This is a genomic window from Streptomyces sp. 130, assembly GCF_007096885.1.
Classification (GTDB): domain Bacteria; phylum Actinomycetota; class Actinomycetes; order Streptomycetales; family Streptomycetaceae; genus Streptomyces.
This window is the reverse complement of the sequence record NZ_VJNO01000002.1, coordinates 79,805-104,527: the sequence shown is the minus strand read 5'-3', so window position 1 is coordinate 104,527 and position 24,723 is coordinate 79,805. Positions and strand designations below refer to the sequence as shown.

Genomic DNA, 24,723 nt, shown 5'->3' with positions numbered 1-24,723 from the left:
AGGCAGACGTGAAGGAAAACGAGGCGCAGACGATCAGGCTGCTGCCATGGGAGAGCCAGGGCGGCAAGCCCTGTTACGTCCTCGGGGACGGCAACGGCTACGTCTCGCGGCTGGCCGACAACATCGAGAGCGTCCAACTCGGCATGGCCGACGACCTCCTGGGCCACGCGGCCGACCTCCTGGCCGACCGGAAGGTCACGTGGCCGGAGCTGCACTTCCTGGCGAGCCGCCTGACCGAGTCCCTGCGGGACGTCAGGCGCGTCGCGGAGAGCCGGGGCTCCCGGGCGGTGGCAGCGTCACGGCAGCACCCCGACCAGCTGTAGCGACGGCGCTGACGGCGCACTGGAGACGGCGGAGTGGGATCGGGGAGGTGGCCGCGACGGGTTTCATTCGTCTCTTCCGCCGTCCTCGGCCGTCGCCTCGGCAATGGACGCGCGGAGGCGGCGGGCGTTGGTCGGCGAGCGCAGCAGGTAGTGCGTTTCCTCCCAAAGGGAGGCTACCTCCGCCCGTTGCTCCCGGGTCAGCTCGATCTCGTCACCGGCCCATGTGAGACCGGCCTCCGCCGCGTGCTGCCTGATCCGGGCACCGACCTCGGAGCATGCTGATCGAGATCCGCTCGGTCGCCATGCCCTCACCGTAGCGCCGCCAGGCACCCGCGTACCGCTGTCGCACCCACCCGATACCGTCGCCCCATGGCCACCACCACGCCCCACACACCCAACCTGGCCGTCTTGGAAGGCGTACTCGAACGCATCACGTACGCCAACGAGGAGAACGGCTACACCGTCGCCCGCGTCGACACCGGGCGGGGGGCCAACGACCTGCTCACCGTCGTCGGGGCGTTGCTCGGGGCGCAGCCCGGGGAGTCCTTGCGGATGGAGGGGCGCTGGGGCTCCCACTCGCAGTACGGCAAGCAGTTCCACGTCGAGAACTACCGGACCGTGCTCCCCGCCACGATCCAGGGCATCCGGCGCTACCTCGGCTCCGGGCTGATCAAGGGCATCGGGCCGGTCATGGCCGACCGGATCACGACCCACTTCGGCGTGGACACCCTCGACATCATCGAGCGGGAGCCCAAGCGGCTCATCGAGGTCCCCGGGCTCGGCCCGAAGCGGACGAAGATGATCGCCGCCGCGTGGGAGGAGCAGAAGGCGATCAAGGAGGTCATGGTCTTCCTCCAGGGCGTCGGCGTCTCGACGTCCATCGCGGTGCGCATCTACAAGAAGTACGAGGACGCCTCGATCTCCGTCGTGAAGAACCAGCCCTACCGGCTGGCCGCCGACGTCTGGGGCATCGGCTTCCTGACCGCCGACAAGATCGCCCAGGCCGTGGGCATCCCGCACGACAGCCCGGAACGGGTGAAGGCGGGGCTGCAGTACGCACTGTCGCAGTCCACCGACCAGGGCCACTGCTTCCTGCCCGAGGAGCGGCTGATCGCGGACGCGGTGAAGCTGCTCCAGGTGGACACCGGGCTCGTCATCGAGTGCCTGGCGGAGCTGGCGGAGGAGCCGGAGGGCGTCGTACGGGAGAAGGTGCCGTCGCCCGAGGGCGGAGAGCCGGTCACGGCGGTGTATCTGGTGCCGTTCCACCGGGCGGAGATCTCGCTCGCCGCCCAGGTGCGGCGGCTGCTGCGGACGCCGGAGGAGCGGATGCCGGCCTTCGCGGACGTGGACTGGGAGAAGGCGCTGAAATGGCTCGGGGGCCGGACCGGGGCCACGCTGGCTCCCGAGCAGGAGGCCGCCGTGCGGCTCGCGCTCACCCGGAAGGTCGCCGTGCTCACCGGCGGCCCCGGCTGCGGCAAGTCGTTCACGGTCCGGTCCATCGTGGAGCTGGCACGGGCCAAGAAGGCGAAGGTGGTGCTGGCCGCGCCCACCGGGCGGGCGGCCAAGCGGCTGTCCGAGCTGACCGGGGCCGAGGCCTCCACCGTGCACCGGCTCCTCGAACTGAAGCCGGGCGGCGACGCGGCGTACGACAAGGACCGCCCGCTCGACGCCGATCTGGTCGTCGTGGACGAGGCGTCGATGCTCGATCTGCTCCTCGCCAACAAGCTGGTGAAGGCCGTGGCACCGGGTGCCCACCTGCTGCTCGTCGGCGATGTGGACCAGTTGCCGTCGGTGGGGGCCGGGGAGGTGCTGCGGGACCTCCTCGCGGAGGGCGGGCCCGTGCCCGCGGTCCGGCTGACCACGATTTTCCGCCAGGCCCAGCAGTCGGGCGTCGTCACCAACGCGCATCGCATCAACTCCGGCATACCGCCCCTCACTCAGGGGCTCAGTGACTTCTTCCTCTTCGTGGAGGACGAGACGGAGGACGCCGGGGTGCTCGCGGTGGACGTCGCCTCCCGCCGTATTCCGGCCAAGTTCGGGCTGAACCCGCGCCGGGACGTCCAGGTGCTCGCGCCCATGCACCGGGGCCCGGCGGGGGCGGGGCATCTCAACGGTCTGCTCCAGCAGGCCATCACCCCGGGCCGGCCGGGCGTGCCGGAGAAGCGGTTCGGTGGCCGGGTCTTCCGCGTGGGGGACAAGGTCACCCAGATCCGTAACAACTACGACAAGGGGGAGAACGGGGTCTTCAACGGCACGGTGGGTGTCGTCACCGGCCTCGACCTGGACGAACAGCGGCTGACGGTCCTCACCGACGAGGACGAGGAGATCGGCTACGACTTCGACGAGCTGGACGAGCTGGCCCACGCGTACGCCATGACGATCCACCGCTCGCAGGGCAGCGAGTACCCCGCCGTCGTCATTCCGGTGACGAAGAGCGCCTGGATGATGCTCCAGCGGAACCTGCTCTACACCGCCGTGACCCGGGCCAAGAAGCTCGTCGTCCTGGTCGGCTCGCGGCAGGCGATCGGGCAGGCGGTCCGCACGGTTTCCGCAGGCAGGCGCTGTACGGCGCTGGATCACCGGCTCCGCGGCGGCGGCGACGGAGGATCGTCGGCGGATCGTCGGTAAAAATGATCGATCAAAACGGTGGGAAACATCACGGAGGTCTTCCGGAACCGCAGTCAAGGGGGCAGGATGGCTAAGTTCGCGGCACTCAGTGCCGCGAGTAGGTCCAATGGACGACCCCGAGTGCACTCTCCTGAGCCAAATGGGGGAGGGTGGAGACAGTCAGGGAACCTCGAAGAAGAGGCACTACGTCGGTGAGGGATGACGTGAGCGAGCACACCAACAACGCTGTGGTACTGCGGTACGGCGATGGCGAGTACACCTACCCGGTGATCGACAGCACCGTCGGCGACAAGGGCTTCGACATCGGGAAGCTCCGGGCGAACACCGGTTTGGTGACGCTGGACAGCGGATACGGCAACACCGCTGCCTATAAATCGGCCATCACCTACCTCGACGGCGAACAGGGCATCCTGCGCTACCGCGGCTACCCGATCGAGCAGCTCGCGGAGCGTTCGACCTTCCTCGAGGTCGCGTACACGCTGATCAACGGTGAGCTTCCCAAGGTCGACGAGCTGTCGGCCTTCAAGAACGAGATCACCCAGCACACGCTGCTGCACGAGGACGTCAAGCGGTTCTTCGACGGCTTCCCGCGCGACGCCCACCCGATGGCCATGCTGTCCTCGGTCGTCAGCGCGCTGTCCACGTTCTACCAGGACAGCCACAACCCGTTCGACGAGGAGCAGCGCCACCTCTCCACGATCCGGCTGCTCGCCAAGCTCCCGACCATCGCCGCGTACGCGTACAAGAAGTCGATCGGTCACCCGTTCGTCTACCCGCGCAACGACCTGGGCTACGTCGAGAACTTCCTGCGCATGACCTTCTCGGTCCCGGCCCAGGAGTACGAGCTGGACCCGGTCGTCGTCTCGGCGCTCGACAAGCTGCTCATCCTGCACGCGGACCACGAGCAGAACTGCTCGACCTCCACCGTCCGCCTGGTCGGCTCCTCGCAGGCGAACATGTTCGCCTCGATCTCCGCCGGCATCTCGGCGCTCTGGGGCCCCCTGCACGGCGGCGCCAACCAGTCCGTCCTGGAGATGCTGGAAGGCATCCAGGCCAACGGCGGCGACGTCGACTCCTTCATCCGCAAGGTGAAGAACAAGGAGGACGGCGTCCGCCTGATGGGCTTCGGCCACCGGGTGTACAAGTCCTTCGACCCGCGCGCCAAGATCATCAAGGCCGCCGCGCACGACGTGCTGTCCGCCCTCGGCAAGTCCGACGAGCTGCTGGACATCGCGCTCAAGCTGGAGGAGCACGCGCTCTCCGACGAGTACTTCGTCTCGCGCAACCTCTACCCGAACGTGGACTTCTACACGGGCCTCATCTACCGCGCGATGGGCTTCCCGACCGAGATGTTCACCGTGCTCTTCGCGCTCGGCCGGCTCCCCGGCTGGATCGCCCAGTGGCACGAGATGATCAAGGAGCCCGGCTCCCGCATCGGCCGCCCGCGCCAGATCTACACCGGCGAGGTCCTGCGCGACTTCGTCCCGGTCGAGGGCCGCTGAACACTCCCTCACGCATCACCCGGCCCTGACTGACGCCGGACCCCGCGCCCCCGCCTTGCCGCGCCCTCGCCCCGAGCGACGCGGCGAGCGGGGGCGTCGGGCGTTCTGGGGGCGTACGGGAGCGGGGCTGGGCGCGTACGGGAGCGGCTGGGCGCGTACGGGGGCGGAGCGGGCGTGTACGCCGGGGTGCGCGCCGGTCTGGGAGCGCTCCCGCGTAAGAGGGAAGCGCCTCGCCATCGATCCCCCCACGGGCCGACGGCGAGGCGCTTCCCATGTCCCGGAGCGGATTCCCCCCACGGGATCCGGCCGGGCGTTCAGTGGGAGCCGTAGCTCCTGGGCTGTGCCTCGGTACTGCTGGTCCTGCTCACTGCGCTGTGGTCTGCCGGGGTACGTACCGACGGGAGGGCCGCTCAAAGCTCCCCGGTGTACGTGCCCCGGCCCACTCTTGCCCGGAGCATCCCCCAAGATGCTCCGCCGGACGTCCCCCAAGACATCCTTGGCATCGCACTCTAAGACCTACGAACCCATCGAATGGTTACCCTGAAACCGATGTGATCTGGATCTCATTGTGGATATTAAGTGAAGGAGCGCAGGCGCAGGCTGTTCGTCACGACGAAGACCGATGAGAAGGCCATCGCCGCTCCGGCAATCATAGGGTTGAGCAGCCCAAATGCCGCAAGGGGTAGGGCGGCGACGTTGTAGCCGAATGCCCAGAAGAGGTTGCCCCTGATGGTGGTGAGGGTGCGCCGGGAGAGGCGGATGGCGTCCGCTGTCACCTTGAGATCTCCACGAACCAGCGTCAGATCGCTCGCCTCGATCGCGGCGTCCGTGCCGGTGCCCATCGCCAGCCCCAGGTCCGCGGTGGCGAGTGCGGCGGCGTCGTTGACCCCGTCGCCGACCATGGCGACGACCCGTCCCTGCGCCTGGAGACCCCGGATGACGTGCGCCTTCTCTTCCGGCAGCACCTCGGCGCGGACCTCCTCGATCCCGACCTCGCGGGCCACGGACTCCGCCACGGCGTGGTTGTCACCGGTCAGCAGGATCGGTGTGAGGCCGAGTCCCCGGAGCGCGGCGACGGCCTCGGCGCTGGTGTCCTTGATCGCGTCGGCGACCTCCAGGACCGCGCGCGCCGCACCGTCCCAGCCGACCGCGACCGCTGTACGCCCCTGAGCGGCGGCGTCCGTGACGGCGGCGGCCAGGGTGTCGGGGAGGGCGATTCCGGCCTCGGTGAGCAGCCGGGGGCGCCCGACGAGGACCGTGTGGCCGTCGACCACGCCCTGGACGCCCAGGCCGGGGACGTTTGCGAAGTCCTCCGGGGTGGGAAGGGCGGTGCCCGTGCGCTCGGCGGCTCCGGTCGCCACCGCTTGGGCGATGGGGTGTTCGGAGGCGTGTTCCAGGGCGCCGGCGAGGCGGAGGACGTCGGACTCGGTGGTGTCGGGGGCGGTGTGGACGGCCTGGAGGGTCATGCGGCCGGTGGTGACGGTGCCCGTCTTGTCCAGGACGATCGTGTCGGCCCGGCGGGTGGACTCCAGGACCTCGGGGCCCTCGATCAGGATGCCGAGCTGGGCGCCGCGCCCCGTGCCGACCATGAGCGCGGTCGGTGTGGCGAGGCCGAGCGCGCACGGGCAGGCGATGATCAGGACCGCCACCGCCGCCGTGAACGCGGCCGTCACGTCGTCGGTGGCCAGCAGCCAGCCGATGAGGGTCCCGAGCGCGATGAGCAGGACGACCGGGACGAAGACCGCCGAGATCCGGTCCGCGAGGCGCTGCACCGCCGCCTTGCCGTTCTGCGCGTCCTCGACCAGCTTCGCCATCCGGGCCAGCTGGGTGTCCGCGCCGACGCGGGTCGCCTCGACGACGAGGCGGCCGGAGACGTTCACGGTGGCCCCGGCGACCCGGTCCCCCGTGCCCACGTCCACGGGGACGGACTCGCCGGTGAGCATGGACGCGTCCACGGCGGAGGCGCCCTCGACCACGATGCCGTCCGTGGCGATCTTCTCGCCGGGGCGGACGGTGAAACGGTCGCCCACGGCGAGCCGGCCGACGGGCACGCGGACCTCGGCGCCGTCGCGCAGGACGGCCACGTCCTTGGCGCCGAGGTGCATCAGGGCTCGCAGCGCGGACCCGGCCCTCCGCTTGGACTTCGCTTCCAGATAGCGGCCCAGCAGGATGAAGGTGACGACGCCCGCCGCGACCTCCAGGTAGATGGTGGCCGAGGCGTCGGCCCGGGAGGCCGTCAGGTCGAAGCCGTGCCGCATGCCGGGCATGCCGGCGTCCCCGAGGAACAGCGCCCACAACGACCAGCCGAAGGCGGCGAGGGTCCCCACGGACACCAGGGTGTCCATGGTCGCCGCGCCGTGCCTCAGGTTGGTCCAGGTGGCCCGGTGGAAGGGGAGCCCGCCCCAGACCACGACGGGCGCGGCGAGGGTGAGCGAGAGCCACTGCCAGAAGTCGAACTGGAGGGCGGGGATCATCGCCAGGGCGACCACCGGGGCGGCGAGCACGGCCGACACGACGAGCCGCTGCCGGAGGGCGGTGAGGGCGGGGCCGGGGGTGCCGTCGGGGGCGCCGTCGGGGGTGCCGTCGGGGGTGGCGACCGGGTGGGGCGGGGCCTCCGGGCCGGATTCCGCTTCCGGTTCTAGTTCCGGTTCCGGTTCCGGTCGGGGCGTGCGTGGTGCGGGCTCCGGGCGGGAGGTCCCGGCGGGCTGCGGGGCCGGGGCGGGGGTGGGCTGCGGGGCGGCGGTGGGCTCGGGGGCTTGTGGGGCGGCGGTGGGTCCGAGGGCCTGCGGGCCGGCGGCCGGCTCCGGGGTCCGGGGGGCTTCCACGGCGGCGGGGCCGGGGGCGTGTACGGCGGCCCCGGGCACCGGCTTCGCCGTATAGCCGGTCTTCTCCACCGTGGCGACGAGATCCCGCACGGAGACGGCGGCGCCGTCGTAGCTGACGCGGGCCTTCTCCGTGGCGTAGTTCACGGTGGCCGTGACGCCGTCCATCCGGTTGAGCTTCTTCTCGACGCGGGCCGCGCACGAGGCGCAGGTCATCCCGCCGATCATGAATTCGGCCCGGGAAGGCTCCGCCGCCGGGGCGGCGGCCTCCGTCGCGCTGTGGGTGTCCGATGCGCTGTGCATGTCCGAGCTCCTGGAACGCCGACCGGGCCGTACCCCACCAGTATCTGCTGGTCGGTGCGGCCCGGTCGGAACGGGGTGACGCGGATGGGGCCCCTGGCGGTCAGGCGCGCCCGGTGAGCTCGTAGCCCGCCTCGTCGACGGCGGCGCGTACGGCCTCGTCGTCCAGGGGGGCCTGCGAGACCACCGTCACCAGCCCGGTGGACGCCACGGCCTGCACGGAGGTGACACCGTCGATGGCGGAGACCTCCTTGGAGACGGCGCCCTCGCAGTGGCCGCAGGTCATGCCGGTCACCTGGTAGACGGTGGTCACGCCGGACTGCCCGGCGTCCGCGCCCGCGCTGTCGTGGCAGGAACCGCTGGGCGAGCAGCAGGAGCCGGTCGCCTGGGGGAGCTGGGTCTCGGCGGTCATCGTGTTCTCCTCTTCGACGGGCACACAGGGATGAAGGGGCGCACGCCGGTGCGCCTCCACGACCCCCACTTTATACCCCTAGGGGGTATGGCGCGAGTGGGGGCCCGGTGTCGTGTCGTCGGGGACCATGGGTTCGAGGTACCGGCGGAGGACCGTCTTCAGCTCCCGGATGTACGCCTCCCGCTCGTCCCCCTCGTGCTCCATGATCACGTCCAGTCCGGACTTGAAGATGCTGAAGATCATCGTGGCGATGCGGGTGACCTCGGCCGGCGGCCTGTCCGGCAGGTATCCGGCGAGGATCGCCTCGACGCGGCTGAGCATCGTGACGTGGACGGCGTCGTGCTCCTTGGAGGGCATGCCGGGGATCTCGGGGCCGTGCATCAGGACCGTGAAGGCCGGGTTCGCGCAGTTGAACTCGATCAGCGGGTCGAGGGTGGCGTCGAGCATCCGCTCCAGGGGGAGTTCCAGGTGGTCGGCCAGGAGGGCGGCCCCGTAGGTCTCCCGCCAGCGGGTCAGGAGGTGGTCGCCGAGCTCGACCGCGATGGCCTCCTTGTTGGGGAAGAACTGGTAGAGCGTGCCGGGGGAGACCCCGGCCTCACGCGCGATCGCGTTGGTGCTCGCCGCGGTGTAGCCGGTCGTGCAGAACACGTTGGCGGCGGCCTTGAGCAACTGCGCGATACGGGCCTCCCCCCGGGCCTGCCGCCTGCGCGGCCGGGCGGGAGCGGCGGCCTTGCCGGCCGCCCCGGCGTCTGCGGCGGCCCCGGCGTCTTGGGCGGTCCCGGCGCCTTCGGTGGCCCCGGCGTCTTGGGCGGTCCCGGCGCCTTCGGTGGCCCCGGCGTCGTGGGCGCCCGCCGCTCTGGACTGCGACACGGTGAATCCCCAGCTTTCGTGCGCGGTTGACAAACACGAGTGGTCGCTCGCATTCTAGAAAAACGCGAGCGATGACTCGTGTTTGCCAGTGTATGTGGCAATGACTGATCCATGCTGCCCTGCGCGGCTGCCTCGTGCTGCCGCCCCGTGCGCCCGGATCCGGGGGAAAAGGGGACCTCGCACCATGCCTGAAGTCAACGACCCGCAGCGACTGGGCGGCTGGACGCGCTTCGTCACCGCGCGCCCCCGGCTCTCGCTGCTGGCGGCTCTGGTGATCACCGCGCTCGCGGTCCTCGCCGGCAGCGGGGTGGCCGACCGGATGGGCAGCGGTGGCTGGGAGGCCCCGGCCGCCGAGTCGACGTACGCCACTAAGGCGCTGGAGCGCGAGTTCCCCGCCTCCCAGCCGAATCTGCTGCTGCTCGTCGACAGCGGCGGCGCCTCCGTCGACGATCCGGCCGTGGCCGCCGAGGCGGCGCGCCTGGCCGAGCGACTGGCCGGTGAGGCGGATGTGGTGGGCGTCCGCTCCTACTGGCAGGACAAGGCCCCGGCGCTGCGCGCGAAGGACGGCAAGGAGGCGCTGATCGCCGCCCGGATCGAGGGCGACGACAAGGCGTCGGGCGAGGTGCTGGACCGGATAGCCCCGGCCTACCGGGGGGACCACGGGCCGGTCCGCGTCACGGTCGGCGGGCCCGTGGCCGTGCGGCACGAGATGCAGACGATCATCCAGGACGACCTGCTGAGGGCCGAGATGATCGCCCTGCCGGTGACGCTGGTGCTGCTCGTCATGGTCTTCGGCAGCGCGATCGCCGCCCTGCTGCCCCTGGGCGTGGGCATCGTCGCCATCCTGGGGACGAACGCGGTGCTGCGCGGCATCACCGAATTCACCGATGTCTCCGTCTTCGCCCAGAACCTCACCACGGCTCTCGGGCTCGGCCTGGCCATCGACTACGCCCTGTTCATCGTGCGCCGCTACCGCGAGGAGCTGGCGGCGGGCGCCCCGACCCGGACGGCCATCGGGACGACGCTGCGCACGGCGGGCCGGACCGTGCTGTTCTCCGCGCTGACGGTCGCGGTGTCGCTCGCCGCGATGCTGGTCTTCCCGCAGTACTTCCTGCGCTCCTTCGCGTACGCGGGCATCGCCGTGGTGCTCCTCGCCGCCGCGGCCGCCCTGATCCTGCTGCCGGCCGCGCTGATGCTCCTCGGCCACCGGGTCAACTCCCTGGACCTCAGGAAGCTGCTGCGGCGGGGGCGCCCGAAGCCCCGGACGGAGGCCGGTGCGGGGTGGGCCCGGTTCACCGCACTGGTGATGCGCAGGGCTCCGGTCTTCGCGGTGGTCACGAGCGTCGGGCTCATCCTCCTCGGACTTCCCTTCCTGGGCGTGAGGTTCGGTACGGCCGACGACCGGCAGCTGCCCGCCTCCTCCGAGTCCCACGTGGTGCAGCAGCACCTGCGGGACGGCTTCCCCGGCAGCCCCGGCGGGAGCCTCGACATCCTGGTGGAGGGCGAGGCGACGCCCGCGCAGTACGCCGAATACCGCGACCGGCTCGCCGGACTTCCCGGGGTCCTCCGGGTGGACGGCCCGGTCATCGAGGGGCGGAGCGCCTACTTCAGCGTGCTGGGCGAGGGGGAGCCGGTGGGGGAGGCGTCCCAGCGCCTGGTGAAGGACCTGCGTGCCGAACCGGCCCCCTTCGACATCTCCGTGACGGGGACGGCGGCGGTGCTGGTCGACTCCAAGGCCGCCATCGGCGACCGGCTGCCGTGGGCGGTGGGCATCATCGCCGTGGTGACGCTGGTGCTGGTGTTTCTGCTGACCGGCAGCGTCCTGATCCCCTTCCAGGCCGTCCTGCTCAACGCCCTCAGTCTCACCGCGATGTTCGGGGCCGTCGTCTGGGTCTTCCAGGACGGACACCTGTCGGGGCTGCTCAATTTCACCAGTACCGGTGACATAGAGACGACGCTCCCGGTCCTCATGTTCTGCGTCGCCTTCGGACTCTCCATGGACTACGGGGTGTTCCTGCTCTCCCGGATCAAGGAGGAGTACGACCGCACCGGTGACCACGAGCAGGCGGTCTCCTTCGGGCTGCGGCGGACCGGCGGGCTGATCACCGCCGCGGCCGTGATCCTGGCGGTCGTGATGGTCGCCATCGGTACCTCGCGGGTGACCAACACCAAGATGCTCGGCCTCGGCATCGCGCTCGCCGTGCTCATGGACGCGATGGTGGTCCGCAGCCTGCTCGTCCCGACGGTGATGAAGCTGACGGGCCGGGCGAGCTGGTGGGCACCGGCACCACTGCGGAGGCTTCATCAGCGGTTCGGCCTGAGCGAGGGGGAGTCGGGGCGGCCGGAAGCGGCCCAGTCCATACCGGAGCGGGATGCCGAGGCGGAGCGGGTGCCCAGCGGGGCGTGACCCGGGCAGGGCGGAGGGGGGGCCGGCACGGGGGCGGGGGCGGGGCCCGGTACGGGGGCGGAGGGCAGTACGGGGATCCTCCGCCCGCCCGGCCCCCCGGCGGCCCCGCCTCGGCGCCCCCCGCCGTCACACCGCGCCGTCGACCGGGACGTCACCACGCCAGAGCGCGGCCCAGGTGTCCGCGTCGACCAGGCCCGTGCCGAGCAGGGGCGGGTGGTCGGCCTGGAAGCGCCGCACGGCGTCCAGGGTGCGCAGACCGAACGTCCCGTCCACCGCGTCCCACGGCAGGTAGCGCCGGTTGGCCAGCATGCACTGCACCTGGAAGGCGCGGTCGCCCTGGTCGCCGAAGACGGTCAGCCCGTCCCCGTCGTAGAAGGCGCACACGGGGCTGGAGCCGGCCGGCGGCACGTTCTCGGCGTCGGCGGCGGCCCCCGGGGCCACGGCCACCGAGGCCGCCAGCGCGAGGGCGGCCAGCAGCCCGCCGGTCAGGGCCGAGGCGCCCGCGGACCGGCGAGCGGCCCGCGGGGACTGAGCGGCCCGCGGAGACGAGGTGGACGAGGTGGACGAGGTGGACAAGGGGGTGCTGGACATGGAGGTCGCTCCTCGGTGAGTGCGGGGGGTCGGGGCCCGGGGGCCCGTTCTCACCGAGGACAACAGCCCGCACCCGCCTCACGTCACCGCCCAGGGCCGGGCGAGCCCCGGAAGGGTGTCAGGGCCGCCCGCAGGAGCGGAGGTAGTCGCGGGTGCGGCGGGCGATCGGGAAGGGCCGGTCGGGCGGGCACGGGTACATGTCCTGCTCGACGATGGCGAACAGGTCGACGTCCAGCCGGCGGGCGGCGGCGAGCACGGGCTCCAGGGCCGGGACCCCGCCCGGCGGTTCGCACATCACGCCGCGCGCCACGGCAGGACCGAACGGCACCTCGTCCGCCACCACCTGGGCGAGGACCGCCGGGTCCACCTGCTTGAGGTGGAGGTAGTCGATGCGCTCGCCGTACGTCTCGATCAGCTCGACGCTGTCGCCGCCGCAGTACGCGTAGTGCCCGGTGTCCAGACAGAGCGAGACCAGGTCCGGGTCGGTGGCGTCGAGGAAGCGGGCGACGTTCTCCTCGGTGTCGATGTGGGTGTCGGCGTGGGGGTGGACGACCACGCGCAGCCCGTACCGGTCCCGGACCTCGCGCGCCAGCCGCTCGGTCTGCGTGGTGAGGTGGCGCCACTGCCCGGCGGTGAGGACCCGGTCCTCCAGCACCTCGCCCGTCTTGTCGTCGCGCCAGAAGGAGGGGATGACCACGAGGTGGCCGGCGCCCATCGCCCGGGTGAGTGCCGCGATGCCGGCGACATGCGCCCAGGTCCGGTCCCAGACGTCCGGCCCGTGGTGCAATCCGGTGAAAACGGTGCCCGCCGAGACGGAGAGCCCCCGGCTGGCGGTCTCGTCCGCGAGGCGGGCCGGATCGGTCGGGAGGTAGCCGTACGGACCCAGCTCGATCCACTCGTAACCCGCGGCGGAGACCTCGTCCAGGAAGCGCCGCCACGGCACCTGCCGGGGGTCGTCGGGGAACCACACCCCCCAGGAGTCGGGCGCGGAGCCGATGCGGATGCAGGGCGATGCGGAAGCCGAGGAGGACGTCATGCCCAAGCCTCACCACGCGGGGAGACGGGTGTCAAGAATTAGTCACTATGTCCGTACAAATGATTGACGATGATCCAAGCGGAGATGATCCGGGTACAGGCGCCCAGTCGAAGGGATGTCGCATGCCTGAGCAGCCGTACGACGTGATCACCATGGGGCGGATCGGGGTGGACCTCTACCCCCTGCGGACGGGAGTGCCGCTCGCCCGGGTCGACACCTTCGGGAAGTTCCTCGGGGGCTCCCCGTCCAACGTGGCCGTCGCCGCCGCCCGCCTCGGCCGGCGCACCGCCGTGGTGACGCGCACCGGCCAGGACCCCTTCGGTGACTATCTGCGCGAGCAGCTGCGGGAGTTCGGGGTCGACGACCGGTGGGTGACGCCCGTCGCCGCCTACCCGACCCCGGTCACCTTCTGCGAGGTCTTCCCGCCCGACGACTTCCCCCTCTACTTCTACCGGCAGCCCAAGGCCCCGGACCTGGAGATCCACCCCCGCGAGCTGGACCTCGAAGCGGTCCGGGCCGCCCGGGTGTTCTGGATGACCGGTACCGGCCTGTGCGCCGAGCCGAGCCGTACGGCGACCCTCACCGCGCTGCGCGCCCGCGACCGCTCCGGCATCACCGTCTTCGACCTCGACTGGCGCCCGGTGTTCTGGCCGCCGGACACCTCCGGGCCGAGCCCGTCCGCCCGTTACCACGAGGCACTGGCGTACGCGACGGTCGCCGTGGGCAATGTGGACGAGTGCGAGATCGCCACGGGTGAGCGCGAACCGTACGCCGCGGCCCGCGGCCTCATCGCCGCCGGCGTCGAGCTGGCCGTCGTCAAGCAGGGCCCCGCCGGCGTCCTCGCCGTGCACCGGGACGGGACCGTCGCCGACGTGCCGCCGCTCCCCGTCGACGTGGTCAACGGCCTCGGCGCGGGGGACGCGTTCGGCGGCGCCCTGTGCCACGGGCTGCTCGCCGGCTGGGACCTCGCGCGCACCGTGCGGTACGCCAACGCGGCGGGCGCACACGTCGCCGCCCGGCTCGCCTGCTCCTCCGCCATGCCGTTCCCGCACGAGGTCGAGGCCGCGCTCGCCGAAGGCGCGGTCACCGCACACGGCGAAAGGGCATGAACATGCGAGGCGAACCGGCGTACCACCTCCCGGCGGGCTCCACCGCGCACGGCCCCTACACCCTGGACATCGGCCCGGACCAGGCCGGCTGGGAGCGGTCCGGGCTGCGCGTCCTGGAGCTGGGACCGGGAGGAGTTCACACACTTGTCACCGGGGAGAGCGAGTGGATCGTACTGCCGTTGACCGGCAGCTGTACGGTGCACATCTCAGATGAGATCTTTGAACTGCTGGGCCGTAGGAGCGTGTTCAGCGGCGTGTCCGACTTCGCCTATGTACCGCGCGACGCCCACGCACAGATCGCCTCCGGCGCAGGCGGCCGCTTCGCCCTGGCAGGAGCGAAGTGCGAGCGACGACTCCCCGCTCGCTACGGCCCCGCGCCGGAGGTACGCGTGGAACTGCGCGGCGCCGGCGACTGCTCCCGCCAGGTCCACGACTTCGCCGCCGCCGACGCCTTCGAATGCGACCGGCTCATCGCCGTGGAAGTCCTCACGCCCGGCGGGAACTGGTCCTCCTACCCGCCGCACAAACACGACGAGCACCACCCCGGCGAGGAATCCGTCCTGGAGGAGATCTACTACTTCGAGATCGAGGACGGCGGCCTCGGCTACCACCGGGTCTCCCCGTCCCGCCCCGGCGGTACGGACGTGCTGGCCGAGGTCCGCGGCGGTGACGCCGTCCTCGTCCCGGACGGCTGGCACGGCCCGTCCATCGCCCCGCCCGGCCGCACCCTGTACTACCTCAACGTCATGGCGGGCCCGGGCGAGAAGCGGGAGTGGCTGATCCGCGACCACCCCGACCACCGATGGGTGCGCGACACCTGGCCGTCCCAGCCGGTCGACCCCCGGCTGCCGTTCCACGGACCGGAGGACCACGCATGACCGCGACGCCCGGCACGACCGCACCGGCCGGACCGGCCGGGGAGGGCACCCGCCGCCTCACCACCGCCCAGGCGCTCGTCGCCTTCCTCGCGCGCCAGTACGCCGAGCGCGACGGCGAACGCCACCGGCTGATCGCCGCCACCTGGGGCGTCTTCGGCCACGGCAACGTCGCCGGGATCGGCCAGGCGCTCCTGGAGACCGGTCCCGCGATGCCGTACCTCCAGGGCCGCAACGAACAGGCCATGGTGCACGCGGCCGTGGGCCACGCCCGCCAGTCGGGCCGGCTGTCCGCCCACGCCGTCACCACGTCCATCGGCCCCGGCGCCACCAACCTCGTCACCGGCGCCGCCCTCGCCACCGTCAACCACCTCCCCGTCCTGCTGCTGCCCGGCGACACCTTCGCGACCCGCCCCGCCGCCCCCGTACTCCAGCAGTTGGAAGTGGCCTACGCGGGCGACGTCTCCGTCAACGACTGCCTGCGCCCGGTCTCCCGCTACTTCGACCGGATCACCCGCCCCGAGGCACTGATCCCGGCCGCGCTGCACGCCATGCGGGTGCTGGCCGACCCGGCGGAGACCGGCGCGGTCACCCTCGCGCTGTCGCAGGACGTCCAGGCCGAGGCGTACGACTGGCCGGCGGAGTTCTTCGCGGAGCGCGTCTGGCACGTACGCCGCCCCGCCCCCGACCCGTACGAACTCGACCGGGCGGTCCGGGCCGTGCGCGCCGCCCGCCGTCCCCTGGTCGTCGCAGGCGGCGGGGTCCACCACAGCGCGGCCGAGGACGCCCTCGCCGCGTTCGCCGGAGCCACCGGCATCCCCGTCGCCTCCACCCAGGCCGGCAAGGGCTCGCTGCGCCACGACCACCCCGCCGACGTCGGCGGCATCGGCCACACCGGGACCGCCACCGCCGACGACCTCGCCCGCACCGCCGACCTCGTCATCGGAGTCGGCACCCGCTACACCGACTTCACCACCGCGTCCGCGACCCTCTTCCAGCACCCCAACGTGCGCTTCCTCAACGTCAACCTCACCGGCTTCGACGCCCACAAGCTCGCCGCGCTCCCGCTCGTCGCCGACGCCCGCACCGCACTCGACGCCCTCACCGAGGCCCTGGCCGGACACCGTACGGACCCCGCGTACGCGGCCGAGTACACCGAGGCCAAGGCCCGCTGGGAGCGGCGCGTCGACGCCGCCTACGCCACGCCCGACCCCCGGGCACGCCCCGTCCAGACCCAGGTCCTCGGCCTCCTGGACGAGCTGGTCACCGACGAGGACATCCTCGTCAACGCGGCCGGTTCGCTCCCCGGCGACCTGCACAAACTCTGGCGGACGCGCTCCCCGCGCCAGTACCACGTGGAGTACGGCTACTCCTGCATGGGCTACGAGATCCCGGCCGCGATCGGCGTGTGCCTGGCGGCCCCGGACCGCCCGGTCTGGGCGCTCGTCGGCGACGGCACCTACCTCATGAACCCCACCGAGATCGTCACCGCCGTCCAGGAGAACCTGCCGGTCAAGCTGGTCGTCCTGCAGAACCACGGCTACGCCTCGATCGGCGGCCTGTCCGAGGCGACCGGCGGCGAGCGCTTCGGCACGGACTACCGCCACCGGTCGGCGGACGGGGAGTTCACCGGCCCCCCGCTCCCCGTGGACCTCGCCGCCAACGCCGCCTCGCTCGGCATGCGGGTCCTGCGCGCGGGGACCGTGGCCGAGCTGCGGGCGGCCCTCGCCGAGGCCCGCGCGGCGGACCGGCCCGTCTGCGTACACGTCGAGTTGGAAACGCCCGGCGACGGACAGGGCCCTCCCGAGGCGCAGGCGTGGTGGGATGTCCCCGTGGCCCGGACGGCCACCCGCCCCGCGGCGGTCGAAGCACGGAAAGAGTACGAACGACACAGCGCCGGCCGACGCCGTCACCTCTGAAGGAGCCACAGCATGAAGACCGTGAACCACTGGATCGGTGGCAAGACCGTCGAGGGCACCTCGGGCAACTACGGCGAGGTCACCGACCCCGCCACCGGCGCCGTCACCACCCGGGTCGCGTTCGCCTCGCCGGACGAGGCCGATACGGCGGTGGCCGCCGCGAAGGACGCGTACCGGACCTGGCGGGACTCCTCGCTGTCCGCCCGTACGGCGGTGCTGTTCCGCTACCACGCGCTGCTGGACGCCCGCCGGGACGAGATCGCCGCCCTGATCACCGCCGAGCACGGCAAGGTGCACTCCGACGCGCTGGGCGAGGTGGCGCGCGGCCTGGAGATCGTCGAGCTGGCCTGCGGGATCACGACGCAGCTCAAGGGCGAGCTGTCCACCCAGGTCTCCAACCGGGTCGACGTGTCCTCGATCCGTCAGCCGCTCGGCGTGGTCGCGGGGATCACCCCGTTCAACTTCCCGGCCATGGTGCCGATGTGGATGTTCCCGCTCGCCATCGCCTGCGGGAACACCTTCGTGCTCAAGCCCAGCGAGAAGGACCCGTCCGCCGCCAACCTGCTGGCCGAGCTGGCCGCCGAGGCCGGGCTTCCGGACGGTGTGCTCAACGTCCTGCACGGGGACCGGGTCGCCGTCGACGCCCTCCTGAACCACCCGGACGTCGCCGCCGTCTCCTTCGTCGGCTCGACGCCCATCGCCCGCCACATCCACGCCACCGCCTCGGCCAACGGCAAGCGCGTGCAGGCGCTCGGCGGCGCGAAGAACCACATGCTGGTGCTGCCCGACGCGGACCTGGACGCCGCGGCCGACGCCGCCGTCTCCGCCGCCTACGGCTCGGCGGGGGAGCGCTGCATGGCGATCTCGGCCGTCGTCGCCGTGGGGGCCGTCGGCGACGAGCTGGTCGCCCGGATCAAGGAGCGGGCCGGCCGGATCAGGATCGGCCCCGGCACGGACCCCGCCTCCGAGATGGGCCCGCTCATCACCGCCGCCCACCGCGACAAGGTCGCCTCCTACGTCACCGGCGCCGCCGCCCAGGGCGCCGAAGTGGTCCTCGACGGCACCGGGTTCACCGTCGACGGCTTCGAGAACGGCCACTGGATCGGCCTCTCGCTCCTCGACCACGTCTCCACCGACTCCGACGCCTACCGGGACGAGATCTTCGGCCCGGTCCTGTGCGTGCTGCGCGTGGAGACGTACGAGGAGGGCGTCGCCCTCATGAACGCCTCGCCGTACGGCAACGGCACCGCGATCTTCACCCGCGACGGCGGCGCGGCCCGCCGCTTCCAGCTGGAGATCGAGGCCGGCATGGTCGGCGTCAACGTGCCGATCCCGGTCCCGGTCGGCTACCACTCCTTCGGCGGCTGGAAGGACTCCCTCTTCGGCGACCACCACATCTACGGCAACGACGGCGTCCACTTCTACACCCGCGGCAAGGTCACCACCACCCGCTGGCCCGATCCGGCGGACGCCCCGGCGGGCGTGGACCTGGGCTTCCCCAGGAACCACTGACCCGGTGCCAACGGCCCGAGCACGGGCCGGGAGCGCCCGGCCCGTGCTCAGCCCAGCTCCAGCACCCCGACCGTCTGGCCCCCGCTCGTCTCACCCGTGGGCCGGAAGCCGAGCCCCAGGTAGAAGCCCTCCGGGCCGTCGTCGCCCGGGTGCCAGGTGACGTACATCCGGGTGCCGCCGCGCCGGCGTATCTCGGCGGCGACGGACTCGACCGCGAACCGGCCGTGGCCGCGCCCCTGTTCGTCCGCCGCGATGTTCAGGCGCCACAGCCCGGAGCGGATGTGGTGCTCCCCGGCGTCGTTCTCGAAGTGGATGTCCAGGAAGGCCATCAGGAAGCCGACGAGCCGGTCGCCGTCGAGGACGAGCCGGGGCCAGGCGACCGCCTGATGCACGTACGCCTCGGCGAGGGACGTCGCGACCGGCTCCACCAGATGCTCCTGGTCGGGCCGGACTCTGAGGGCGATCGCGGCGTCGACGTTGTCGGCGGTGATCTCGGCCAGTCTCGGCGAAGTAGTCATACGAAAACGGTAGATGGCGAGGTCAAGCGAATTCCGGGGCGCGAATGACCGCGGGGCCACTCCCTCGAAGCGGCCCCGCGGATTTCTGGTGGGCGGTCAGCTGTCAGCGGTCCGAGGCGGCGGCGGCCTCGGCCGCGATCATGTGCTCCATCGGGACGACGCCGAAGCGCCCCGAGACGAGGAACGCCAGCACCATCGTGGCGATCATGAGCACCGTCCCGGCCCACACCATCGTCTCCACCGGCACGGTGTAAGCGCCCACCGCCCGCACCGCGCACTCGGCGAGCAGCGCCCCGCCCCAGATCGCCGAGAACCGGGTCTCGGCCCTGCGGAAGTCCGGCGAACCCGCGGAGAGCCGTTCCCAGGCGGCCGTCTTGGCGGCCTCGCCCCGGGTCAGCCACGGCCGCAGGCCCGCCGACAGCATCGGCCGTCCCCGCAACGCCGTCACCAGGAACGTCAGCCCGACGATGCTGCTGACCCCGCTGTCCTTCAGGAGCATCAGCCGAGGGTCCCCGGCCACCAGACCCAGCAGCAGCGAGACCGCGTTGACCGACACCATCAGCGCCGCCAGACCGTTGAGCCGGCGCTCGCGCACCACACCCCACACCGTCCGGACCGCCGGAAGAACGCTGCTCCAGGCCAGCGCGCCGAACGTGCCGAGCCCCGCCGCCTTCAGCGCGTAGTACGCGGCGAGCGGCAGCGCGACGTCCACCAGCAGCGGCTTCAGGCTGTCCACGAGGGCCTTGCGGGGCGCGATCGGGGCGGCGCCGGCCGGGGCGTCGACGCCGGGGGCGGTGAGTGTGGCGGCCGGGCTGCTCATGTCGGTTCCTCCCGTTGCGGCGGCGCCTTCGTGGCTCCCGCTCTCGACACGTACAGACTGCCGACGCGGACCCCTTCCCCGGCAGAGCCGCGTGTACCGACCTCCGCATGACGAATGTCATGGCATTCGCATGCGGTCCAACGGTCCGAGCGCGCCGCCGGAGGAAACCGTTCGCCGTCCCCCACCGCACGGTGCTGTGATGCTCGTATGACCGCACCCACGCCCGCGTCCACACCCGTATCCACCCCGCCCCAGCACCAGATCCGCGCGCTCCACACCGCGGGCACCGTGACCGTCTACCAGGCGTACACCCCCTCGCTCGGACTGCCCGCCGCCCGCGACGGGCGTTTCCCGGCCGCCTGGAAGCGCGACCGCATGACGTGGATCAAGCCGAGCTTCCTGTGGATGATGTACCGCTGCGGCTGGGGGACGAAGGAGGGCCAGGAGACCGTCCTCGCCGTCGAGATCACCCGCGAGGGCTTCGACTGGGCGCTCGGGCACGCCGAACTCTCCCACTACGAAGCCGGCGTGCACCCGGACCGCGCCACCTGGCAGCGCGACCTGCGCCGGGCTCCCGCCCGCGTCCAGTGGGACCCCGAGCGCGACCTCCACCTGAACCGGCTCCCGTACCGCTCGCTCCAGCTCGGCCTGGCCGGGGAGGCGTCCCGGCGGTACGCGGACGAGTGGACGGTCTCGATCCGCGATGTCACCCCGCTCGCCCGGGAGATCCACGCGCTGGTCAGGGCGGGCGGGACGGACGCCGCGACCGCGCTGCTCCCCGCCGAGACGCCGTACCCGCTGCCGCGGCGCACCCCGCTGCCGGTGCCCGCTGTCTAGGACCACCACCCCGTCAGCTCCACGAGCTGCCGCGCGATGTCCGGCACCGCCCGCCCGTCGGTCGCCACCCGGACGGTGTCCGCCGGGGCCCGTGCGTCGAGCAGCCGGGCCTTGCGGTGGCTGCTTCGCAGTTCGTGCTCCAGCTCGGAACCGATCTCGCGGCCGGCGAGCCGCTGCGCGGCCGTCGCGTCGGTCGCGGTCAGCAGCACCCGCACGCACCGCACACCGGGCCCCATCGCACGCTCGAACATGGGCGCGGTGTCGGCCAGTACGCACACCGTGTTGGTGTAGACGAGGCGGCGCACGCCCAGGGCCGCGTAGTTGGCCCAGACCGCCGTCAGATTGCGTTCGGTGATCAGGGAGCGGTGCGGGTCGCCTTCCGGCGCGGGATGCACGGCGCCCATGAAGTCCCCGTCCACCACCGCGTGCACGGCCCCCGCCTCGCGCAGCCGCGCCGACACCTCCCAGGCCACCGTGGTCTTCCCGACGCCCGCACGGCCGCCTATCAGCAGTACTTCCGGCTGTTCCATGCGGGCAGCGTCCCAGAGCGCGAGGGCGTCGCGCGACGCGATCGCGGTACGGGGGCGTACCGCGTCCGGAGTACGAGGCCCGCTTCCGTACGCCTTGAGGATGCCCGGGAGTTCCGCCCGGCGGCAGGCGGGACGGGGCGGCGGGCCGCATAGGGTCGGACGCATGGACTCCCCCGACGCGCGTACGTCCCGGTGGCGGCGACCGCTGCCCCGCACCCGAGGCCGATGGGCGGCGGCCGGTGCCGCGCTCCTCGTGCTCGCCGGTGCGGGCACCTGGACGGCGGTCGCCGACGACAGCGGGCCCGCCGTGCACCGCCAGGACCGGATGATGCGCGTCGACGGAGTCTCCCTGGACACCTCTTACTTCACGGCCGGGGGCGGCGGGCGCCGGCCCGCCGTGCTCATCGGCCACGGTTTCGGCGGCAGCAAGGCGGAGACCCGGGCGCAGGCCGAGGCCCTGGCCCGCGACGGGTACGCCGTCCTCACCTGGTCCGCGCGCGGCTTCGGCAAGTCGGGCGGTGAGATCGGGCTGAACGCGCCCGACCGCGAGGTCAAGGACGTGTCCCGGCTGATCGACTGGCTCGCCGGCCGCCCCGAAGTACGGCTCGACGCCGAGGGCGACCCGCGCGTCGGCATCACCGGGGCCTCCTACGGCGGCGCGGTCTCGCTGCTCGCCGCCGGATACGACCGGCGCGTCGACGCGATCGCCCCGCAGATCACCTACTGGAACCTCGCCGACGCGCTCTTCCCGGACGGGGTGTTCAAGAAACTCTGGGCCGGGATCTTCGTCAACTCCGGCGGCGGCTGCGGCAACTTCGAGAAGGAGCTGTGCGACCTGTACGAGCGGGTCGCCGTCAGCGGCAAGCCGGACGCCGCCGCCCGCGCCCTGCTCACCGAGCGCTCCCCGAGCGCCGTGGCCGACCGCATCAAGGTTCCCGCGCTCATCGTGCAGGGCCAGACCGACTCCCTGTTCCCGCTGGGTCAGGCCGACGCCATGGCGAAGGCCATCGCCGCCAACGGCGCCCCCGTCTCCGTCGACTGGGTGGCCGGCGGGCACGACGGGGGTGACATGGAGACCGGCCGGGTACAGAAGCGGATCACCACCTGGTTCGACCGCTATCTGAAGGGGGAAGGGGGCGCCGACACCGGCCCCGCCTTCCGCGTCACCCGGACCGGCGGCATCGACTCCACGGACGGCGCCGCCCTCACCCGGGGCGCGAGCGGCGACACCTACCCGGGGCTGCACAGCGGCCCCGAGACCGTCGCACTGCACGGGCGCACCCAGAAGATCGGCAACCCCGCCGGGGCCAACCCGCCCTCGGTCTCCGCCGTGCCCGGCGCCGGAGGCTCGCTCGCCCAGCTCTCCGCCCTCGGCGTCGGCGGCCTCGCCCTCGACTTCCCCGGCCAGTACGCCCGCTTCGACTCCGCCCCGCTGCCCACCGCCCGCCGCGTCACCGGCGCCCCCACGGTCCGGGTGACGGTGAAGGCCGACCACGGCGACGCCGTTCTCTTCGGCAAGGTGTACGACGTGTCGCCGGACGGGAAGCGGCAGGTGCTGCCCGCCCAGCTCGTCGCGCCGTACCGGATCACGCCCGAGCGGCAGGGCGAGCCGGTCGAGCTGACCCTGCCCGCCGTCGACCACGAACTCGACGCCGGCCACCGCCTCCGCCTCGTCCTCGCCGCGACCGACCTCGGCTACGCGTCCCCGGCCGAGCCGGCCACGTACACCGTCTCCCTCGACGGGCCCCTCACGCTTCCCACCGCGCCCGGCCTGAAAACCGCCTCGGCCGCACTGCCCTGGTGGACCTGGGCGCTGCCGGCCGCCGCCCTGGTGATCGCCGCCGCCCTGCTGCTCACCGCCCGGCGCCGTACCGCGACGCCCGCACCCGACCCCGCGCTCGCCGACGTACCGCTCCAGATCACCGGCCTGGCCAAGAAGTACGCCAAGTCCTCCGACAGGTACGCCGTGCGCGACCTCTCCTTCCGCGTCGAGAAGGGCCAGGTGCTCGGCCTGCTGGGACCCAACGGCGCCGGCAAGACCACCACCCTGCGCATGCTCATGGGGCTCATCACCCCCGACGCCGGCGAGATCCGCGTCTTCGGGCGGGCCATCCGCCCCGGCGCGCCCGTGCTGTCCCGGGTCGGCTGCTTCGTGGAGGGCGCGGGCTTCCTGCCGCACCTGTCCGGGCGCGCCAACCTGGAGCTGTACTGGAAGGCCACCGGCCGCCCCGACGAGGACGCGCGCATCGACGAGGCCCTGGAGATCGCCGGGCTCGGAGACGCCCTGGCCCGCGCCGTGCGCACGTACTCCCAGGGCATGCGGCAGCGGCTCGCCATCGCCCAGGCCATGCTCGGCATGCCGGACCTGCTCATCCTGGACGAGCCGACCAACGGGCTGGACCCGCCGCAGATCCGCGAGATGCGGGACGTGATGATCCGGTACGCCGCCGGCGGTCGCACCGTGATCGTCTCCAGCCACCTCCTGTCCGAAGTCGAGCAGTCCTGCACGCATCTGGTCGTCATGGACCGGGGCAGGCTCGTCCAGGCGGGCCCCGTCGCCGAGATCACCGGTTCCGGAGACATGCTCCTGGTCACCGCCGCCGACCCGCTCACCGAACCCGTCGTGGAGAAGGTCGCCGCCCTGCCGGGCATCGGCTCCGCCGTCCGCACCGACGACGGGCACGGGCTGCTCGTCCGGCTCGACGGCGCGACCTCGCCGCAGCTGATCGCCGAGCTGGTCCGCCTCGACGTGCCGCTGACCGGCGTCGGCCCGCACCGCCGCCTGGAGGACGCCTTCCTCACCCTGATCTCCGGAGGCTCCGCATGAGCACCGCCGCCGGCCTCACCGAGGCCCCCGAGGCGCCCGGCTACCGGGCCCGCCACACCCTCCCGCTGCGCGTCGAGGCGGTCCGGCAGCTCCGCCGGCGCCGGACCCTGCTCATGGGCGGGGTGCTGGCCGCGCTGCCGTTCGTCCTGATCATCGCGTTCGCGATCGGCGGCACCCCGGACGGGGGGCCCGGCGGCGGCGACCGGATCACCCTGATGGACACGGCGACCGCGTCCGCCGCGAACTTCGCCGCGACCTGCCTGTTCGTCTCGGCGGGCTTCCTGCTCGTCGTCCCGGTCGCGCTGTTCTGCGGCGACACCGTGGCCTCCGAGGCGAGCTGGTCCTCGCTGCGCTATCTGCTGGCCGCGCCCGTGCCCCGGGCCAGGCTGCTGTGGAGCAAGCTCGTCGTCGCGCTGGGCTTCAGCCTCGCCGCGATCGTCCTGCTGCCGCTCGTCGCGCTCGCGGCGGGCGCGGCGGCCTACGGCTGGGGGCCGCTCCAGCTGCCGACCGGCGGAGCGCTGCCGGCCGGGGACGCGGTGCCGCGCCTCGCGCTGGTCGTCGCGTTCGTCTTCGTGTCCCAGCTGGTGACCGCCGGGCTCGCGTTCTGGCTGTCGACCAGGACGGACGCCCCGCTCGGCGCGGTGGGCGGGGCGGTCGGGCTGACCATCGTCGGCAACGTGCTCGACGCCGTGACCGCGCTCGGCTCCTGGCGCGACTTCCTGCCCGCCCACTGGCAGTTCGCCTGGGCGGACGCGCTCCAGCCCGCCATCGAGTGGGGCGGCATGGCGAAGGGCGCGGCCGTATCGGTGACGTATGCCCTGATCCTGCTCGCTTTCGCGTTCCGCGGGTTCAGCCGTAAGGACATCGTGTCCTGACCTCGGCCTT

At 72.5% G+C, this 24,723-nt stretch carries 19 protein-coding genes; 11 read left to right on the top strand and 8 right to left on the bottom strand.

Annotation, left to right across the window (positions count from 1 at the left end; translation table 11 throughout):
* Nucleotides 1-8 precede the first annotated feature (8 nt).
* The 3 genes from FKN01_RS02685 to FKN01_RS02675 all read left to right on the top strand — a co-directional run bounded on the left by FKN01_RS02685 (nucleotide 9) and on the right by FKN01_RS02675 (nucleotide 4,453).
* On the top strand, nucleotides 9-323 hold the full coding sequence (locus FKN01_RS02685; RefSeq protein WP_260696746.1) for a hypothetical protein: 315 nt from the start codon (nucleotides 9-11) through the stop codon (nucleotides 321-323).
* Nucleotides 324-692: 369 nt separating this feature from the next.
* Nucleotides 693-2,951 carry an ATP-dependent RecD-like DNA helicase gene (locus FKN01_RS02680; protein WP_143616066.1) on the top strand — a complete coding sequence of 753 codons (2,259 nt, stop codon included), beginning with the start codon at nucleotides 693-695 and terminating at the stop codon, nucleotides 2,949-2,951.
* Between the two features lie 203 nt (nucleotides 2,952-3,154).
* Complete coding sequence (locus FKN01_RS02675) at nucleotides 3,155-4,453, top strand: citrate synthase (protein ID WP_018552758.1); 1,299 nt, start codon at nucleotides 3,155-3,157, stop codon at nucleotides 4,451-4,453.
* Nucleotides 4,454-5,028: 575 nt separating this feature from the next.
* Here FKN01_RS02675 and FKN01_RS02670 read toward each other — a convergent pair.
* The 3 genes from FKN01_RS02670 to FKN01_RS02660 all read right to left on the bottom strand — a co-directional run bounded on the left by FKN01_RS02670 (nucleotide 5,029) and on the right by FKN01_RS02660 (nucleotide 8,857).
* On the bottom strand, nucleotides 5,029-7,578 hold the full coding sequence (locus tag FKN01_RS02670) for a cation-translocating P-type ATPase (protein WP_143616065.1): 2,550 nt from the start codon (nucleotides 7,576-7,578) through the stop codon (nucleotides 5,029-5,031).
* 100 nt (nucleotides 7,579-7,678) lie between these two features.
* Nucleotides 7,679-7,987, bottom strand: coding sequence for a heavy-metal-associated domain-containing protein (locus FKN01_RS02665; RefSeq protein WP_185992717.1), 309 nt, complete (start codon nucleotides 7,985-7,987; stop codon nucleotides 7,679-7,681).
* Between the two features lie 78 nt (nucleotides 7,988-8,065).
* The gene (locus tag FKN01_RS02660) at nucleotides 8,066-8,857 is read right to left on the bottom strand and encodes a TetR/AcrR family transcriptional regulator (protein WP_143616063.1); all 792 of its coding nucleotides are present in this window, start codon (nucleotides 8,855-8,857) and stop codon (nucleotides 8,066-8,068) included.
* Between the two features lie 184 nt (nucleotides 8,858-9,041).
* On the opposite strand from FKN01_RS02660, the gene FKN01_RS02655 reads away from it, so the two are divergent.
* The gene (locus FKN01_RS02655; protein ID WP_143616062.1) at nucleotides 9,042-11,264 is read left to right on the top strand and encodes an MMPL family transporter; all 2,223 of its coding nucleotides are present in this window, start codon (nucleotides 9,042-9,044) and stop codon (nucleotides 11,262-11,264) included.
* A 126-nt stretch (nucleotides 11,265-11,390) separates the two neighbouring features.
* Here the strand turns inward: FKN01_RS02655 and FKN01_RS02645 are convergent, their stop codons facing one another.
* Together FKN01_RS02645 and FKN01_RS02640 are read right to left on the bottom strand one after the other, a co-directional pair.
* Nucleotides 11,391-11,855, bottom strand: a complete 465-nt coding sequence (locus FKN01_RS02645) for a peptidoglycan-binding protein (RefSeq protein ID WP_143616060.1) — start codon at nucleotides 11,853-11,855, stop codon at nucleotides 11,391-11,393.
* Nucleotides 11,856-11,973: 118 nt separating this feature from the next.
* Nucleotides 11,974-12,891, bottom strand: coding sequence for a sugar phosphate isomerase/epimerase (locus FKN01_RS02640; protein WP_143616059.1), 918 nt, complete (start codon nucleotides 12,889-12,891; stop codon nucleotides 11,974-11,976).
* Nucleotides 12,892-13,013: 122 nt separating this feature from the next.
* Here FKN01_RS02640 and iolC point away from each other — a divergent pair, with 122 nt between their 5' ends.
* The 4 genes from iolC to FKN01_RS02620 are packed head-to-tail and all read left to right on the top strand — an operon-like array spanning nucleotide 13,014 to nucleotide 18,306.
* Nucleotides 13,014-14,000, top strand: a complete 987-nt coding sequence (iolC, locus tag FKN01_RS02635) for a 5-dehydro-2-deoxygluconokinase (RefSeq protein ID WP_143616058.1) — start codon at nucleotides 13,014-13,016, stop codon at nucleotides 13,998-14,000.
* A complete protein-coding gene (gene iolB, locus FKN01_RS02630) occupies nucleotides 13,997-14,878 on the top strand; it encodes a 5-deoxy-glucuronate isomerase (RefSeq protein ID WP_143616057.1) in 882 nt (293 codons plus the stop codon). The genes iolC and iolB overlap by 4 nt, the downstream gene beginning before the upstream one ends.
* Nucleotides 14,875-16,794: a 3D-(3,5/4)-trihydroxycyclohexane-1,2-dione acylhydrolase (decyclizing) gene (gene iolD, locus FKN01_RS02625; protein WP_143616056.1), complete on the top strand. Its 1,920-nt coding sequence runs from the start codon at nucleotides 14,875-14,877 to the stop codon at nucleotides 16,792-16,794. Before iolB ends, iolD begins: the two co-directional genes overlap by 4 nt.
* 12 nt (nucleotides 16,795-16,806) lie before the next feature.
* Complete coding sequence (locus FKN01_RS02620) at nucleotides 16,807-18,306, top strand: CoA-acylating methylmalonate-semialdehyde dehydrogenase (RefSeq protein WP_143616055.1); 1,500 nt, start codon at nucleotides 16,807-16,809, stop codon at nucleotides 18,304-18,306.
* Between the two features lie 47 nt (nucleotides 18,307-18,353).
* On the opposite strand, the gene FKN01_RS02615 is transcribed toward FKN01_RS02620, so the two are convergent.
* Both FKN01_RS02615 and FKN01_RS02610 read right to left on the bottom strand, forming a co-directional pair.
* Entirely contained in the window at nucleotides 18,354-18,824 is a 471-nt protein-coding gene (locus tag FKN01_RS02615) for an N-acetyltransferase (RefSeq protein ID WP_143616054.1), read from the bottom strand.
* Nucleotides 18,825-18,927: 103 nt separating this feature from the next.
* The gene (locus FKN01_RS02610; protein WP_143616053.1) at nucleotides 18,928-19,644 is read right to left on the bottom strand and encodes a VC0807 family protein; all 717 of its coding nucleotides are present in this window, start codon (nucleotides 19,642-19,644) and stop codon (nucleotides 18,928-18,930) included.
* A 207-nt stretch (nucleotides 19,645-19,851) separates the two neighbouring features.
* On the opposite strand from FKN01_RS02610, the gene FKN01_RS02605 reads away from it, so the two are divergent.
* A complete protein-coding gene (locus tag FKN01_RS02605) occupies nucleotides 19,852-20,481 on the top strand; it encodes a DUF4291 domain-containing protein (protein WP_143616052.1) in 630 nt (209 codons plus the stop codon).
* On the opposite strand, the gene FKN01_RS02600 is transcribed toward FKN01_RS02605, so the two are convergent.
* On the bottom strand, nucleotides 20,478-21,011 hold the full coding sequence (locus tag FKN01_RS02600; protein ID WP_143616051.1) for an AAA family ATPase: 534 nt from the start codon (nucleotides 21,009-21,011) through the stop codon (nucleotides 20,478-20,480). The genes FKN01_RS02605 and FKN01_RS02600 overlap by 4 nt on opposite strands.
* 163 nt (nucleotides 21,012-21,174) lie before the next feature.
* Here FKN01_RS02600 and FKN01_RS02595 point away from each other — a divergent pair, with 163 nt between their 5' ends.
* Complete coding sequence (locus FKN01_RS02595; RefSeq protein ID WP_185992716.1) at nucleotides 21,175-23,838, top strand: alpha/beta fold hydrolase; 2,664 nt, start codon at nucleotides 21,175-21,177, stop codon at nucleotides 23,836-23,838.
* Nucleotides 23,835-24,713: an ABC transporter permease gene (locus tag FKN01_RS02590; RefSeq protein ID WP_143616050.1), complete on the top strand. Its 879-nt coding sequence runs from the start codon at nucleotides 23,835-23,837 to the stop codon at nucleotides 24,711-24,713. Before FKN01_RS02595 ends, FKN01_RS02590 begins: the two co-directional genes overlap by 4 nt.
* Nucleotides 24,714-24,723: the final 10 nt, after the last annotated feature.